Raw genomic sequence first — 15,246 nt, forward strand, 5'->3', positions numbered from 1 at the left:
CGCCGGCCTGCGAGCAGACCGGCGCGGCAAAAAAGAGAGAAAGGCGCGGACGCGGTCCGCTCAGGCCCGGGTGCCGGCGGGGCGCGGCGCGCGGGCGGGCCGGGCGAGGGCCTCGTCGAAGCGGGCCCAGACGAGAGCGGCCAGGTCGTCGTCCACGCCGAGGGGCGCGCTGACCAGGTCCGCGCCGCTGCTCGCCAACCGGTCGTGGAAGAAGCCGGGCGCGAGCAGGTAGGAGGCGACGGCGACGCGCGGGGCGAGGCCGGCCCTGGTGCGCTCAAGCGCCTCGGCGAGCGTGGGCGTCCCGGCCGAGGCGAAGGCGGCGGTGACGGGACGCGAGAGCCGTACGGACAGCAGCCGGGCGGCGGCGCGGACGTCGTCGAGCGCGACGGGGTCGGACGAGCCGGCCGCGCCCAGGATCACGGTGTCACAGGGCCGCAGGCCGGCCTCGGCCAGACGGCGCGCCAGCACCGAGGTCAGCAGCGGGTGCGGCCCGAGCTGCCCGGCGACGACCGCGTCGGGCCGGGTGCGGGCGACGACGGCCGGCAGGTCGATGTGCGCGTGGTATCCCCCGGCGAGCAGCATGGGGACCACCACGACCGGCCCGGCCACCCGCGACAGCACGTCGGACAGCAGCGGCGCGCTGATCTCCAGGAACCCGAGTTCGACCGGCGCGCCGGGCCTGGCGCGGCGCACCCGGGCCGCCAGGGAGTCCATGACCGACTCCCAGTGGCCGCTGCGCGCCCCGTGCGCCGCCATCACGAGGGTCGGGGTCACCGTTCGTCCCGGCCGCAGGCGAGGCGGTAGCCGCGCTTGACGACGGTCTCGACGATGCCCGAGGGGCCGAGCGCCCGGCGCAGGCGGGTGATGGCCATCTCGACCGCGTGCTCGGCCGAGTCGCGGGACGGGCCGCCGGGCAGCACGACCCGCAGGTCGGCCCGGTTCACGACGTGCCCGGGGCGCTCGGCGAGCCGCTTGAGCACGGCCATCGGTGCGGGCGGCAGCGGCTTGAGCTCGCCGTCGACCACCACGGCGTGGCCGCGGATCTCCAGCTCGTGCCCGCCGGCGACGAGCCGCGTGACGCCGCTTTCCGGCAGGTGGCGGGCGAGGGTCCGGGCGAGCGCGCCAAGGCGGGCCCGGTCGGGCTGGACGACCGGCACGCCGCGCTGGGTCAGCGGCCCGGCCGTGACCGGGCCCACGCAGGCCGCCACCACGCGGGTGCCGAACGCGGCGAGCAGCGCGTCCTCCAGCCCGTCGGCGCGGGCGGCGCCGAGCATGGCCAGCACGGCGGGCGCGCTGGTGAAGGCCACCGCGTCCACCGAGCCGGTGATCGCCTGGCTGATCAGGCGGCGCAGCGGCGAGGTGTCGCGGTAGGGCAGCCACCGGTAGACCGGCACCTCGATCACCTCGGCGCCCGCCTCCCGCAGCGACGCGACGAAGCCGTCCAGCGGCTCGCCGTGCAGCTGCACGGCGATGCGGCGGCCGTGCAGGTCCTGCGCGAGCAGGTACTCCTTGACCTCCTCGCACGACTCCGTGGCCGGCGTCCAGAAGTCCACCAGGCCGGCCGCGCGGACGGCCCCGCGCGCCTTGGGGCCGCGGGCGAGCAGCCGCGCGCGGCCCAGGTGCGCGTTCAGGTCGGCGGACAGGCCCCAGCCCTCCGCCGCCGCCATCCAGCCGCGGAACCCCACGCCCGTGGTGATGACCACGTCGTCGACGGGCGCCTCCAGGCAGGCCCGGGTCGCGGCGAGCAGCCCGGCGTCCTCCGCGAGCGGCACGATGCGGATCGCGGGCGCCCGCACGACCCGGGCGCCCCGCCGTTCGAGGAGCGCGGCCAGCTCCTCGCTGCGGCGGGTCGCCGTCACCCCGATCGTGAACCCGGCCAGCGCGTCCGGCGCCGTCTCCAGACTCATCGGGGTCTCGTCCACCAGCGCGGTCATACCACGCTCACCTCCACGGTTCCGTCGGTGACTCGGATGGGGTAGGTCGGCACGGCGACGCCGGAGCCGTCCGCGCACACACCGGTCACCAGCGAGAACACCTGCTTGTGCATGGGCGAGGCCACGGTCGGCTCGCCGTTCCTGGTGCCGACGATGCCCCGGGACATCACGTACGCCCCGCTGAACGGGTCGAGGTTGCCCAGGGCGTACAGGGCGCCGTCGAAGGTGCGGAAGACCGCCACCTGCCGGTCGCCGACGAGCACCGCCGCGCCCTGCTCGGGCAGCAGGTCGGTGTAGGAGCAGACCGGGGTCCAGTGGCCGGCAAGGGCCGGCGTCGCGTCGAGGATGGTCATCTGCGGGTCACCTCCAGTGGGATTGGCATCGGCTTGATCTGGTCGCGCTCGGTCTCGAAGGAGATCGAGGGGTCGGGCACGCCGGGGGCGTTGACGAAGCTGACGAAGCGGCGCAGCTTGTCGGGGTCCTCGATGGTGGCGCGCCACTCGTCGACGTACGTGGACACGTGCCGCTCCATCTGCGCGTCGAGTTCGGCGCAGATGCCGAGCGAGTCCTCCATGATCACCTCACGGAGGTAGTCGAGCCCGCCGTCCAGGTTCTCCAGCCACGCGGCGGTGCGCTGGAGCCGGTCGGCGGTGCGGATGTAGAACATCAGGAACCTGTCGATCGTCCTGACCAGTTCGTCGGTGGACAGGTCGGACGCGAGCAGGTCGGCGTGGCGGGGCGTGAAACCGCCGTTGCCGCCCACGTAGAGGTTCCAGCCCTGCTCGGTCGCGATGATGCCGAAGTCCTTCGACCGGGCCTCGGCGCACTCCCTGGCGCAGCCGGACACGGCCGACTTCAGCTTGTGCGGCGAGCGCAGCCCCCGGTAGCGCAACTCCAGGGCGATGGCCAGGCCCACCGAGTCCTGCACGCCGTACCGGCACCAGGTGGACCCGACGCAGGACTTCACCGTCCGCAGCGCCTTGCCGTACGCGTGGCCGGACTCGAAGCCGGCGTCGACGAGGCGGCGCCAGATGGCGGGCAGCTGCTCGACCCGGGCCCCGAGCAGGTCGATGCGCTGCGCTCCGGTGATCTTCGTGTAGAGCCCGAAGTCGCGGGCCACCTCTCCGATCACGATGAGCTTGTCCGGAGTGATCTCGCCGCCCGGGATGCGCGGGACGACCGAGTAGGTGCCGTTCTTCTGGATGTTGGCCAGGAACTGGTCGTTGGTGTCCTGCAGCGCGGCCTGCTCGCCGTCGAGGATGTGGCCGCGGCCCAGGGAGGCGAGGATCGAGGCGACCGCGGGCTTGCAGATGTCACAGCCGCGGCCGGTCCCGTGCTCGGCGATGAGCTGGGAGAACGTCGTGATCCCCCGGACGTTGACGATGTCGAACAGCTCGGCCCTGCTGTGCGGGAAGTGCTCGCACAGCGCCTTGCCGACGTCGACGCCCGACTTCACCAGGATCTGCTTGAGCATCGGCACGCAGCTTCCGCAGGTGGTGCCGGCCCGGGTGCAGTCCTTGATGCCCTGCACGTCGGTCAGGCCCTTGTCGGCGATGGCCGCGCAGATCTTTCCCTTGGTGACGTTGTTGCAGGAGCAGACCTGCGCGTCGTCGGGCAGGTCGACCGACGCCTTGCCCGCGCCGGCGAACAGCAGATCGCTCGGCGCGCCGGGCAGCGGCTTGCCGACGAACGGCCGCAGCGCGTTGTACGGCGCGGCGTCGCCGACGCAGATGCCGCCGAGCAGGGTCTTGGCGTCGTCGCTGATGAACAGCCGCTTGTAGACGCCGCCCACGGGGTCCATGTAGGTGACGTCGAGCGCGCCCGACATGGCGCCGAACTGGGCCACGTCCACGCCGAGCAGCTTGAGTTTGGTGGACATGTCGGCGCCGGTGAAGGCGGCCGGCCCGTCCAGGATCCGCTCTGCGGCCACCTCCGCCTGCGTGTTGCATGGCCCGACGAGGCCGTAGACCATGCCCCCGGCCAGGGCGCACTCGCCGATCGCGTAGATGTGCTCGTCGGAGGTGCGCATGCCCGCGTCGACCACGATGCCGCCGCGCTCGCCGACCTCCAGGCCGCAGGCGCGGGCGAGCTCGTCCCGCGGCCGGATGCCGGCGGAGAAGACCACGACCTGCGTGTCGATCGCCTCGCCGTCGGGCTTCACGAGCGAGGTGACCCGGCCGTCCGGGCCGGCCTCGATCGACCGCACGCCCGCGCCCGTGTGGATCGTCAGCCCGAGCCCCTCGACGTGCCCGCGCAGCACCGAGCCGCCGCCCTCGTCCACCTGGCGCGGCATGAGCCAGCCGCTCATCTCGATGACGTGCGTGTCGAGGCCGAGCCCGCGCAGGGCGTCGGCCGCCTCCAGGCCGAGCAGGCCGCCGCCGATGACCACGCCCGCGCGGGCGTCCCGCGACGCGTCCCTGATGGCGTCCAGGTCGTCGATCGTCCGGTACACGAAGCAGCCCGGCAGGTCCCGGCCCGGCACCGGCGGCACGAACGGCGCCGACCCGGTGGCCAGCACCAGCACGTCGTACGGCTCGCTGTCGCCGGCGTCGGTGGTGACGGTGCGGTTCGCGCGGTCGATCGCGGTGACGCGGACGCCGGTCCTGAGCGTGACGCCGTCCGGCACCGGATAGGTGAGGTCCTCGACGCTCTTGCCGCTGAGATAGGAGGTCAGCGCCACTCGGTCGTAGGCCGGGCGGGGCTCCTCCCCGAAAACGGTGACCGTCCCGTCGAAGCCCCGGCCGGCGAGCGTCTCGATCAGGCGGTGTGCCGTCGGGCCGTGTCCTACAACGACGAGTCTCATCCGCTTGCGGTCCTTCATGCGCTCACGCCTTCCTGCTCACACAGCCAGCCGACGATGCCCTCGACCGCGTCGCGGCAGCTCCCGCAACCGGTGGTGGCCCTCGTCGCGGCGGCCACGGCCTCCACGTTCCGCGCGCCGGATTCCCAGCACGCCCTGATCTGGCCCTTCGTCACGTTGTTGCACTGGCAGACCCGGGCCGAGTCCGGCATCCGGGTGGGGCTGTCGGCCACCGCGGCGCCGCCCGCTCCCGCGAGATCGGGGAACAGCAGCCCGGTGCGGTCGCCGGGCAGGGGACCTCCCCGGTCGAAGAGCTGGGTCAGCGTGCCCACCGCGGAGGTCTCGCCCAGCAGGATCGCGCCGACCAGCCGGCCGTCCCGGATGACGAGTTTGCGGTAGGTGCCCTTGTGCCGGTGGGAGAAGCGGACGATCTCCGCCTCGTCCTCCGTCAGCTGGGTCTCCCCCATCGCCGCGAGCTCCACGCTCCTGGCCTTCAGCCGGGTGACCAGCCGCGAGCCCCGGTAACGCGCGCCCTTGTCGGCGCCGGTGACGAGGTCGGCCACGACCGACGCCTGCTCCCAGCCGGGGGCGACCAGTCCGTAGACGCGGCCGGCGTGCTGGGCGCACTCCCCGATCGCGAAGATCGACGGGTCGTCGGTGCGCAACTCGTCGTCCACGACGACGCCGCGCTCGACCTCCAGCCCCGCGTCGCGGGCGAGCCCGACGACCGGGCGCACGCCGCAGGCCAGCACGACCAGGTCGGCATCGATCAGCTCACCGCCGGCGAGCTCCACGTGCCGCTCGCGTATCGCGCTCACGGTGACGCCCGTGCGGATGGCGACGCCGAGCCCGCCGAGCGTCTCGCGGAGGATGAGCCCGGCCTCCTCGTCGAGCTGGCGCTCCATCAGGTGCCCGGCCAGGTGCAGCAGCGTCACCGGGACGCCCCGGCCGGCCAGGCCCCGCGCCGCCTCGATGCCGAGCAGCCCGCCGCCGACCACGACCGCGCTGCGCGCGCTCGCGGCGGCCTCCCTGATCCGCTCGCAGTCGTCCAGCGTGCGGAACGCCGTCGCCCGCTCCACGCCAGGGATCGGCGGGACGACCGGCTCGCTGCCCATGGCCAGCACGAGCACGTCGTACGGCTCGCGCGTCCCGTCGGCGGCGACCACCGTCTGGCAGTCCCGGTCGATCGCGGTGACCTCGACACCGAGGCGGACGGTCACGCCGTGGTCGGCGTACCAGCGGGGGTCGAGGAGCCGGACCTGGTCCGGGCTCGACGTGCCGGCCACCACGTTCGACAGCAGGACCCGGTTGTACGGCTGCCACGCCTCGGCGCCGAACACCGTGATCTTCGCGTCCTTGTCCCGGGCGCGGACCTCGCTCACCAGGCGCGAGCCCGCCATCCCGTTCCCCACCACGACGAGCCTCACGCGACACGCTCCCCGTCTTCGGCGCACCGCTCGATCGCGGCGGCGCAGACCTTGAACTCCGGCATCCGCGACGTGGGGTCGAGCGCCGGGTTGGTGAGCAGGTTGACGCCCTCCCAGTGGAACGGCATGAACAGCGTGTCCGGCCGGATCGAGGCGTTCACGCGCGCCACGCCCTCGGCGGCGCCCCGGCGGCTGCGCACCCGGACGCGGTCGCCGGGGGCGACGCCGAGCCGCTCGGCGAGGTCCGGGTGAAGCTCCACGAACACCTCGGGCGACGCCTGCGTGAGCGGGTGGATGCGGCGCGTCTGCGCCCCCGACTGGTAGTGGGCGAGCACCCGCCCCGACGTCAGGTAGAGCGGGAACTCCTCGTCCACGTCCTCGGCGGGCGGGCGGTGGTCCACCGGCACCAGGCGGGCCCGGCCGTCCGGGGTGGCGAAGCCGTCGAGGAACGGCCGCGGCGTTCCGGGGTGTGGATCAGAGTGTGGCTCCCCCGCCGTCTCCGGACACGGCCAGAACACGCCGGTCTCGGCCGCGATGCGCTCGTAGGTGATGCCGGAGTAGTCGGCGACGCCCCCGGCGGAGGCCCGGCGCAGCTCGTCGAAGACCGTGCGCGGGTCGGCGGGGAACTTCTCGCCGCAGCCGAGCCGCTCGGCGAGGCCCCGCAGGATCTCCAGGTCGCTGCGCGCGCCCGGTGGCGGCGCGGCGGCCTGGCGGCGCAGCAGGACCCGGCCCTCCAGGTTGGTCATCGTGCCCGCCTCCTCGGCCCACTGGGTCGTGGGGAGCACGACGTCGGCCATGGCCGCGGTCTCCGACAGCACGAAGTCGGAGACCACGAGCAGGTCGAGCGCGTCCAGCCGCCGGGCGACGTGCCCGGCGCGCGGCGCGGAGACGACGGGATTGGAGCCGAACAGCAGCAGCGCCCTCGGTCCCTCCGCCGTGCCGAGGGCGTCCAGCAGCTCGTACGCGGACCGGCCGGGGCCGGGCAGGTCGGCCGGGTCGATCCCCCACACGGCCGCGACGTGCGCCCGCGCCGCCGGGTCGTCGATCTTCCGGTAGCCGGGGAGCTGGTCGGCCTTCTGGCCGTGCTCCCTGCCGCCCTGGCCGTTGCCCTGGCCGGTCAGGCAGCCGTAGCCGGAGCCCTCACGGCCGGGCAGCCCGAGGGTGAGCGCCAGGTTGACGAACGCCGTGACCGTGTCGGTGCCCTTGGCGTGCTGCTCGGCGCCCCGGCCGGTCAGCACCATCGCGCGCTCGGCCTCGCCGAGGATCCGTACGGCCTCGCGCATCCGCGCGACCGGGACGCCGGTGACGCGCTCCACCCGCTCGGGCCACCAGGCCGACACGGAGGTGCACACCTCCTCGAAGCCGGTCGTGCGGGCGGCCAGGTAGTCCAGGTCGGCGTACCCTTCGGCGATCGCGATGTGCAGCAGGCCGAGCGCGAGCGCGAGGTCGGTGCCCGGGGTGACCTGCAGGTGCAGGTCGGCCATCTTGGCGGTCTGGGTGAGGCGCGGGTCGACGACGACGAGCCGGCCGCCTCCGGACCGCATCGCGATCAGGTGGCGCACGAAGGGGGGCATGGTCTCGGCGACGTTGCCCCCTGCGAGCAGGACGGCGTCGGCGCGGGCGATGTCGGTGATGGGGAACGGCAGCCCCCGGTCCATGCCGAAGGCCCGGTTGACCGCGGCCGCAGCCGAGGACATGCAGAACCTGCCGTTGTAGTCGATCTGGCTGGTCCGCAGCGCGACCCTGGCGAACTTGCCGAGCTGGTATGCCTTCTCGTTGGTCAGCCCGCCGCCGCCGAACACCGCCACGGCGTCCGGGCCGTGCGCGGCCCCGATGGCCTCGATCCGGGCGGCGACGTAGTCGAGCGCCTCGTCCCAGCTCACCGGGCTGCCGTGCAGCAGCGGGGCGGTGAGCCGTTCCGGCGAGGTCAGCAGCTCGGCCGCCGTCCAGCCCTTCTGGCACAGGCCGCCGGCGTTGGCCGGGATGTCCTCCCGTGGAGTGATCTCGCCCTTCGCGACGTACATGCCGCACTGGAGCGCGCAGTACGGGCAGTGCGTGGCGGAGCCCACGGCGGTGCCCGCGGAGGCCTGTGACATCACAGGACCGGGAGCGTGCAGTGAGATCGGCATGGATCCGATGGTGCTGACAGGCGGTTTCACCGCTGGGTCCCTTCTGTTACCGCTGTGCTACAAGGCGCCAACCGCGCTAACTTCGGCGAGCGCGGCGTGTGAGAGACCCCGTCGTCTCGAAAGCTCACTTGTGCTGTCGCCGCTTGTGAGGCATGAGCCCGGAAAAGGCGGGCGCCCGTGCGGGCGCCCGCGAAAGGCCGCGTCTCAGACCCGGGCGGCCGCCAGGCTCGGCGCCGACTTCGCTCCGAGGGTGCGCATGTAGCAGAACCAGGTGAGCGCGAAGCAGACGGCGTAGAAGGCGGCGAAGGCCGCCAGCGCCGCTCCCGCGCCGCCGGTGGCGGAGATGGAGCTGCCGAACCCGCGGTTGATGAAGAACCCGCCGAAGGCGCCCACCGCGGAGATGAACCCGATCGCCGCCGAGGCGTCGCGCTTGCCGGTCGCCAGCGCCTCCTCGTACGCGGGGGTGCCGTGCTCGACGCCGGTCACCGCCTTCGCCCGGAAGATCGCCGGGATCATCCGGTACGTGGAGCCGTTGCCGACGCCCGCGGTGCCGATCAGCAGCATGAACGCGGCGAAGAACAGCACGAAGTCGTGGGCCGACATGGCTCGCCAGACGAGCAGGACAGAGGCGATCATCGCGGCGAAGTTCCAGAACGTCACCGAGGCGCCGCCGAGGCGGTCCGACAGCCAGCCGCCGACCGGCCGGATGAGCGACCCGACCAGCGGGCCGAGGAACGCCAGCGAGGTGAGCGAGGCGTGCTCGGGGAACTGCGACTTGATGAGCAGCGGGAACGCGGTCGAGTAGCCGATGAACGAGCCGAACGTGCCGATGTAGAGGACCGACATGATCCAGGTCTGCGCCCGGCCGGCCGCCTTGGCCATCTCCCTCGGCTCGGCCTTGGCCGAGGTGAGGTTGTCCATGCAGAAGTACGCCCCGGCGGCGGCGGCCAGGACGAAGGGCACCCAGAACAACCCGGCCGCGGCCAGCCCGAACCCGGCGATGACCAGCGGCATCAGCAACTGCACGGAGCTGACGCCGATGTTGCCGCCGGCCGCGTTCAGGCCGAGGGCGGCGCCCTGCCTGTTCTGCGGGTAGAAGTAGGTGATGTTGGCCATGCTGGAGGCGAAGTTGCCGCCGCCGAGCCCGGCCGTCGCCGCGATCAGCAGGAAGGCCCAGTAGGGCGTGCCCGGGTCGTTCACCGCCACCGCGAGCAGGACGGCGGGCACCAGCAGCAGCGTCGCGCTGATCACCGTCCAGTTCCGGCCGCCGAACCGGGCGGGCGCGAAGGTGTAGGGGATGCGCAGCGCGGAGCCCACGAGGTTGGGCAGCGAGACGATCCAGAACAGCTGGTCGGTGGAGAACTTGTAGGCGCCGAGCTTGACCGCGACGATGCTCCAGACGGTCCACAGCGTGAAGCCGAGATGCTCGGCCAGGATCGAGAACACCAGGTTCCGCCGGGCCACCTTCTTGCCGGTGCTCTCCCAGAAAGCGGGATCGTCCGGTCGCCAGTCACCGATCCAGCGGCCCTTCCCGTGTGTCGCCGCCTGCGTCGCCGTCATCGTTCCTCCTGCGTCCTCATCAGCTGGGGCCGGTAACAGAAGCTAGGAAGAGCGCGTTACGCACTTTGACCATGCGTGACCGTGCGGCCGTTACATGTGCCGCACCCGCGAAACATGCAATCCACACGCATAACGGACGCAACATCGGGTTAACACGGGCGCGCCCCTCACGCGGCCTGCGTTTCATCCGCGTGTCGTCCTTCGCGCCGTCTCCGGCCGGTCGCCGTCACACAAGGTCAGCAGCCTCACCGCGACCCGTACGCGGGTATTTCGGGAAATTCCCGCGATCGCGGTAGTGCCATTCCATGACCGGACTACGGCGTTTTCCGCCACGGCATGGCACGGACATTTCGGTTGACATGTGACCGGTTTTCCGTCCACAGGAATATCGCGGCGGGGAAAGGGGATATCGATGCCGCCTCCCGCCGTACGAGGGCCCCCGAGGGCCCCGCGCACTCGGGGAGGACGGATGCCAGCGGTCTCGCGCCGCGCGTTTCTTTCGACGGGGCTCCTCTGGTCGGCGTGCCTGCCCATGGCGATGCTGACCGCGCAGGGCGGGCTCGTCGCGACGGCCACGCCCGTCTGGGCCGCGAACCGCCCGCGGCGGCCGCGCGTGTACACGCGGTCCGACTGGAAGGCCGATCCGCCCAGGAGCAAGGCCGAGGTGCTCGACCGTGCGCCCGACCGGCTCGTCGTCCACCACACGGCGACGGCGAACACGGGCGCGACCGACCTCGACGCGGCCTTCCGTCTGTCGCGGACGATCCAGCGCTACCACATGAAGCACAACGGCTGGGAGGACATCGGCGAGCAGTTCACCGTCAGCCGGGGCGGATACGTCATGGAGGGCCGCAACCGCTCGCTGCCGGCCGTCGAGGCGGGCAAGCACGTGATGGGCGCGCAGGCCGCCGACCACAACGACCACACGCTGGGCATCGAGACCGAGGGGACGTACACGTCCTGCCTGCCCCCGGACCGGCAGCTGTCCGCGCTGACCGCCCTGCTGGCCTGGCTGTGCGACGCCTACGAGCTCGACCCGCACGAGGCCATCGTCGGACACCGTGACCTCAACAGGACCGCCTGCCCCGGCGACCGCCTCTACGCGTACCTGCCGCGGTTGCGCGACGACGTCGCGCGCCGCCTGGGCGGGCGCGGGGACGGGCGGGCCGAGCCCCCGCCGCCGCGGCTCGCGCTGCCCGACGGTCCGTACGAGGGGGCCGCTCTCATCGGCGACCTGCCGTTGGAGCACGGTCCCGCGGTCGGCCCGCACGACCTGTCCCGCTGAAACGGCCCTACTGAAACGGCCCCGCTGAAACGGCACGGGCGGTCCCCTCCGGGAGGGGACCGCCCGAGTGGCGCCTTGCGTCAGATCCGCTCGACGTTCGGCCCCCGGCAGCGGTTGCGCGTGTCGAACACGAAGGCGCTCTCGCGCTGGACCAGGGCGTAGTCGAAACAGTCGTGGTCGGTGAGGACCACGACGGCGTCGGCCGCCGCGATCTCCCGCGGCGACGCCTCGGCGATCGCCACCCCCTCGGGCACGAGGGCGAGGTCGACGTGCGGATCGGCCGCGCGCACGTCCGCGCCCAGCTTGCGCAGGTGCCTGGCCACCTCGAGCGCCGGGGACTCGCGGCAGTCGCCGGTGTTCTTCTTGTACGACAGGCCGAGCAGGAGCACCCGGCTGCCGTTCAGAGCCTTGCGCCGGTCGTTCAGCGCCAGCACCAGCCGGTCGACGACATGCGCGGGCATGTGGTCGTTGACGTCGTTGGCCAGCTCCACGAACCGGAAGCTGTGCCCCAGGCTGCGCTTGACCTTCCAGGACAGGTACGACGGGTCGATCGGCAGGCAGTGGCCGCCGACGCCGGGCCCCGGAGTGAAGCGCATGTAGCCGAACGGCTTGGTGGAGGCGGCGTCGATGGCCTCCCACACGTCGATGCCGAGCTGCCCGGCGAAGACCGACAGCTCGTTGACCAGGGCGATGTTGACGTGCCTGAAGGTGTTCTCCAGGAGCTTGCACAACTCGGCCACCTGCGGCGAGGACACCGGGACGACCCGCTCGACGACGGCCTCGTAGAAGGCGCGGACCCGCGCGAGGGCGGCGGCGTCGAGGCCGGAGACGACCTTCGGCGTGTTCTCCAGGCGCCACCGCGCGTTGCCGGGGTCGATCCGCTCGGGGCTGTAGCCGAGGTGGAAGTCGCCGGGGGCGCGCAGGCCCGATCCCTCCTCCAGGATCGGGCGCAGGTACTCCTCCGTCGTCCCCGGATAGGTGGTCGACTCCAGCACCACGGTCGCGCCCGCCCGCAGGCGCGGGGCGAGCGACCGGCCGGCCGCCGCGATGTGGCTGAGGTCGGGCACGCCGTCGGTCAGCGGCGTCGGCACGGTGATCACGCAGACGTCGAAGCCCTCGGCGTCGGCGTAGTCCGCGCTGGCCCGGTAACGGCCCGTCGCGTGCGCCGCCGCGAGCGCGTCGTCGCCGATGTCCTCGACGTACGACTGGGCGGCGTTGAGACGCTTGACCCGCCACTCGTCCACCTCGACGCCCACCACGTCGAACCCGGCGTGCACGGCGCGCACGGCGAGCGGCAGGCCGACGTAGCCCTGCCCCACCACGACCAGCTTCTCCATCAAGGACCCCCGTCCCTTGTCTGTCACGATGTGCCGTCTCAGCCGCGGCGGTTCACGAGCGGGCGCCACCAGTCCTGGTGGTCCCGATACCAGCGCACGACGCCGGCGAGTCCCTCGTCGAAGTCCACCCGGGGCGCGTAGCCGATCGCCCGGATCCTGCCGCTGTCCAGCGCGTAGCGCCGGTCGTGCCCCGGCCTGTCGGGCACCTGCTCGACCATCTCCCATCCCGCGCCGAAGGCGTCGAGGATGCGGCGGGTGAGGTCGAGGTTGCTCAGCTCGACCCCGCCGCCGACGTTGTAGACCTCGCCGGGCTCTCCCTTGTCCAGCACGAGCTGGATGCCCCGGCAGTGGTCGTCCACGTGCAGCCACTCCCGCACGTTGCGCCCGTCGCCGTACAGGGGCACGGGCCGCCCGTCGATCAGGTTGGTGACGAACAGCGGGACGACCTTCTCCGGGTACTGGTACGGCCCGTAGTTGTTGGAGCACCGGGTCACCCGGACGTCCAGTCCGTACGTGCGGTGGTAGGCGCGGCAGAGCAGGTCGGCCCCGGCCTTGGCGGCCGAGTAGGGCGAGTTCGGCAGCAGCGGCTCCGCCTCCGTCCACGTCCCCTCGTCGATCGAGCCGTACACCTCGTCGGTGGACACCTGGACGAACGTGCGGACGTCCGCCTCCAGAGCGGCCTGCAGCAGCCGCTGCGTGCCCAGCACGTTGGTCGTCACGAAGTCGCCCGCACCGGTGATCGAACGGTCGACGTGGGTCTCGGCGGCGAAGTTCACCACCACGTCGTGCCCGGGGACCAGCTCGCGCAGCAGCTCCGCGTCGCACACGTCGCCGTACGCGAACGTGAAGGCGGGGTCGCTCTCCACGGGGGCGAGGTTGGCCGGGTTGCCGGCGTAGGTGAGCGTGTCCAGCACCGTGACCCGGGCGTCCTCATACCCGGGGTAGGCGCCCGACAGCAGCGAGCGGACGTAGTGGGAGCCGATGAAGCCGGCCGCGCCGGCGACGAGGAGCTTCATGCGCGAACCTGCACCTTGCTGTGGTCTCCGATCATGAGCTGGTAGGCGTTGGGCACCCCGGTCGCCTTCGTGACCTCCGCGTTGCGGCCGATCAGCGAGTGGGTCATGCCGCGGACGCCGCGGATGGCCGAGTCGGCGAGCACGATGCTGTAGTCCACCTCGGCGTCCTCGATCACGCAGCCCTCGCCGATCGAGGTGTACGGCCCGACGTACGAGCCGATGATCTTAGTGTCGGCGCCGATCACCGCCGGGCCGCGGATGACCGAGCCCTCGACCACGGCGCCGGGGGCGATCACCACGCGCCCGCTCACCTCCGACAGCCCGTCCACGGTCCCCGCGACGTCGGGCTCGACCGCCTCCAGCACGATGCGGTTGCACTCCAGCATGTCCTGGAGGCGGCCGGTGTCGCGCCAGTAGCCGGTGACGAAGTGCGACCGCACGCGGTGCCCGGTGTCGATGAGCCACTTGATCGCGTCGGTGATCTCCAGCTCGCCCCGCGCGGACGGCCTGATCGCGCGTACGGCCTCGTGGACGGCCGGGGAGAACGTGTAGACCCCGACGATCGCCAGGTCGCTGCGCGGGTGCTCGGGCTTCTCCTCCAGCGCGACGATCTCCCCGTCCGGGCCGAGCTCGGCCACGCCGTAGAACTGGGGCTCGGCCACCCGGGTGAGCAGGATGCGGGCGTCGCACTCTTCGGCGCGGAAGGCGTCGACAAGGCCGCGGATGCCGCCGACCAGGAAGTTGTCGCCCAGGTACATGACGAACGGGTCGCCGGCCAGGAACTCCCGCGCGACGAGGACGCAGTGCGCCAGCCCGAGCGGCGCCTCCTGGGGGATGTAGGTGACGTCGAGCCCGAACGCCGAGCCGTCGCCGACGGCCTCGCGGACCTCCCGGCCCGTGTCGCCGACGATGATCCCGACGTCGGTGATGCCGGCGTCCCTGATCGCCTCCAGCCCGTAGAAGAGCACCGGCTTGTTGGCGACGGGGACGAGCTGCTTGGCCGAGGTATGGGTCAGCGGGCGCAGCCTCGTGCCCTTGCCGCCCGCCAGGACGAGTGCCTTCACCGCTGTTCGCGTCCTTCCCCGATATCCGGTGGGCGGCTCATCGCGGCTCACCGCGGAGCAGCGAGTAGAGGACCTGGTCGTGCCAGCCGCCGTCGCGCCACTGGGCTCGCCGCAGGACTCCCTCACGCACGAACCCGATCTTCTCCACCGCGCGCTGCTCGCCGATGTTGGCCACGTCGGTGAAGCACTGGAGGCGCTCGGCCCGGGTGTGCGCGAACAGGTAGTCCGCCAGCAGGCGCTGCGCCTCGGTGCCGATGCCGCGGTTGCGGAAGCCCGTGAAGACGCAGATTCCGATCGCCCAGCACCAGCACGTCGTCTCGGGTCCCCAGGCCGTCTTCCACCAGGCCACCCATCCGGCGGTGTCCCCGCCGGAGTCGATGGCCAGCCGCCCGTAGTCGTCGCCGAGCAGGCCGTTTTCCGCGAACTGGCGGCGCAGCGCGCCGGAGTGGCGATATCCGTACCACTGGAATTCGCCCCGCGCCTCGGGCGTCGCCCGTTCCGCTTCGAAAACGTCGAGGTCCGCCTCGCGGACCGGCCTCAATGTGACGTCCATGATCTCCCCTCATCGGGCATGCGGGAGCCGCGCAGAGGGAACGGAATCGTCCCGCGCTTTTCTCCCGGGCGGTGCCGCGGAATTCCGTTCGGCCGCCCGCCAGTCGCCAATGCTATGCGCGGATCCGCACGGACCCGGCGG

12 protein-coding genes are annotated in these 15,246 nt (G+C 72.5%); 1 reads left to right on the top strand and 11 read right to left on the bottom strand.

Annotation, left to right across the window (positions count from 1 at the left end):
- Positions 1-60: 60 nt before the first annotated feature.
- The 7 genes from QSK36_RS10100 to QSK36_RS10130 form a co-directional block, all read right to left on the bottom strand.
- The gene (locus QSK36_RS10100) at positions 61-774 is read right to left on the bottom strand and encodes a sirohydrochlorin chelatase (protein ID WP_285782170.1); all 714 of its coding nucleotides are present in this window, start codon (positions 772-774) and stop codon (positions 61-63) included.
- Entirely contained in the window at positions 771-1,934 is a 1,164-nt protein-coding gene (locus tag QSK36_RS10105; protein ID WP_139573010.1) for a uroporphyrinogen-III synthase, read from the bottom strand. The genes QSK36_RS10100 and QSK36_RS10105 overlap by 4 nt, the downstream gene beginning before the upstream one ends.
- On the bottom strand, positions 1,931-2,287 hold the full coding sequence (gene nirD / locus QSK36_RS10110; protein WP_139573011.1) for a nitrite reductase small subunit NirD: 357 nt from the start codon (positions 2,285-2,287) through the stop codon (positions 1,931-1,933). The genes QSK36_RS10105 and nirD overlap by 4 nt, the downstream gene beginning before the upstream one ends.
- Entirely contained in the window at positions 2,284-4,755 is a 2,472-nt protein-coding gene (gene nirB, locus QSK36_RS10115; RefSeq protein WP_285782171.1) for a nitrite reductase large subunit NirB, read from the bottom strand. The genes nirD and nirB overlap by 4 nt, the downstream gene beginning before the upstream one ends.
- The gene (locus QSK36_RS10120; protein WP_285782172.1) at positions 4,752-6,161 is read right to left on the bottom strand and encodes an FAD-dependent oxidoreductase; all 1,410 of its coding nucleotides are present in this window, start codon (positions 6,159-6,161) and stop codon (positions 4,752-4,754) included. Before QSK36_RS10120 ends, nirB begins: the two co-directional genes overlap by 4 nt.
- Positions 6,158-8,257 (bottom strand): molybdopterin oxidoreductase family protein, encoded by a 2,100-nt coding sequence (locus QSK36_RS10125; RefSeq protein ID WP_285782314.1) that lies wholly within the window; start codon positions 8,255-8,257, stop codon positions 6,158-6,160. The genes QSK36_RS10120 and QSK36_RS10125 overlap by 4 nt, the downstream gene beginning before the upstream one ends.
- 237 nt (positions 8,258-8,494) lie before the next feature.
- Positions 8,495-9,850, bottom strand: a complete 1,356-nt coding sequence (locus QSK36_RS10130) for an MFS transporter (RefSeq protein ID WP_285782173.1) — start codon at positions 9,848-9,850, stop codon at positions 8,495-8,497.
- Positions 9,851-10,319: 469 nt separating this feature from the next.
- On the opposite strand from QSK36_RS10130, the gene QSK36_RS10135 reads away from it, so the two are divergent.
- Positions 10,320-11,135 (top strand): peptidoglycan recognition protein family protein, encoded by an 816-nt coding sequence (locus QSK36_RS10135; RefSeq protein ID WP_225897456.1) that lies wholly within the window; start codon positions 10,320-10,322, stop codon positions 11,133-11,135.
- A gap of 80 nt (positions 11,136-11,215) precedes the next feature.
- Here the strand turns inward: QSK36_RS10135 and QSK36_RS10140 are convergent, their stop codons facing one another.
- The 4 genes from QSK36_RS10140 to QSK36_RS10155 are packed head-to-tail and all read right to left on the bottom strand — an operon-like array spanning position 11,216 to position 15,105.
- Positions 11,216-12,472 carry a nucleotide sugar dehydrogenase gene (locus QSK36_RS10140; protein ID WP_285782174.1) on the bottom strand — a complete coding sequence of 419 codons (1,257 nt, stop codon included), beginning with the start codon at positions 12,470-12,472 and terminating at the stop codon, positions 11,216-11,218.
- A 38-nt stretch (positions 12,473-12,510) separates the two neighbouring features.
- Positions 12,511-13,488, bottom strand: coding sequence for a dTDP-glucose 4,6-dehydratase (gene rfbB / locus QSK36_RS10145; RefSeq protein ID WP_285782175.1), 978 nt, complete (start codon positions 13,486-13,488; stop codon positions 12,511-12,513).
- A complete protein-coding gene (locus QSK36_RS10150) occupies positions 13,485-14,552 on the bottom strand; it encodes a glucose-1-phosphate thymidylyltransferase (RefSeq protein ID WP_285782176.1) in 1,068 nt (355 codons plus the stop codon). The genes rfbB and QSK36_RS10150 overlap by 4 nt, the downstream gene beginning before the upstream one ends.
- Before the next feature lie 37 nt (positions 14,553-14,589).
- Entirely contained in the window at positions 14,590-15,105 is a 516-nt protein-coding gene (locus QSK36_RS10155) for a GNAT family N-acetyltransferase (protein ID WP_285782177.1), read from the bottom strand.
- Between the last annotated feature and the right edge of the window lie 141 nt (positions 15,106-15,246).

Source organism: Microbispora sp. NBRC 16548, from assembly GCF_030268985.1.
Lineage (GTDB): Bacteria > Actinomycetota > Actinomycetes > Streptosporangiales > Streptosporangiaceae > Microbispora > Microbispora catharanthi.

Coding starts and splice junctions, on each gene's coding strand:
- nirB (WP_285782171.1), bottom strand. CDS start 4,755: ATGAAGGACCGCAAGCGGATGAGACTCGTCGTTGTAGGACACGGCCCG.
- rfbB (WP_285782175.1), bottom strand. CDS start 13,488: ATGAAGCTCCTCGTCGCCGGCGCGGCCGGCTTCATCGGCTCCCACTAC.
- QSK36_RS10105 (WP_139573010.1), bottom strand. CDS start 1,934: ATGACCGCGCTGGTGGACGAGACCCCGATGAGTCTGGAGACGGCGCCG.
- QSK36_RS10140 (WP_285782174.1), bottom strand. CDS start 12,472: ATGGAGAAGCTGGTCGTGGTGGGGCAGGGCTACGTCGGCCTGCCGCTC.
- QSK36_RS10125 (WP_285782314.1), bottom strand. CDS start 8,257: ATGTCACAGGCCTCCGCGGGCACCGCCGTGGGCTCCGCCACGCACTGC.
- QSK36_RS10135 (WP_225897456.1), top strand. CDS start 10,320: ATGCCAGCGGTCTCGCGCCGCGCGTTTCTTTCGACGGGGCTCCTCTGG.
- QSK36_RS10130 (WP_285782173.1), bottom strand. CDS start 9,850: ATGACGGCGACGCAGGCGGCGACACACGGGAAGGGCCGCTGGATCGGT.
- nirD (WP_139573011.1), bottom strand. CDS start 2,287: ATGACCATCCTCGACGCGACGCCGGCCCTTGCCGGCCACTGGACCCCG.
- QSK36_RS10155 (WP_285782177.1), bottom strand. CDS start 15,105: ATGGACGTCACATTGAGGCCGGTCCGCGAGGCGGACCTCGACGTTTTC.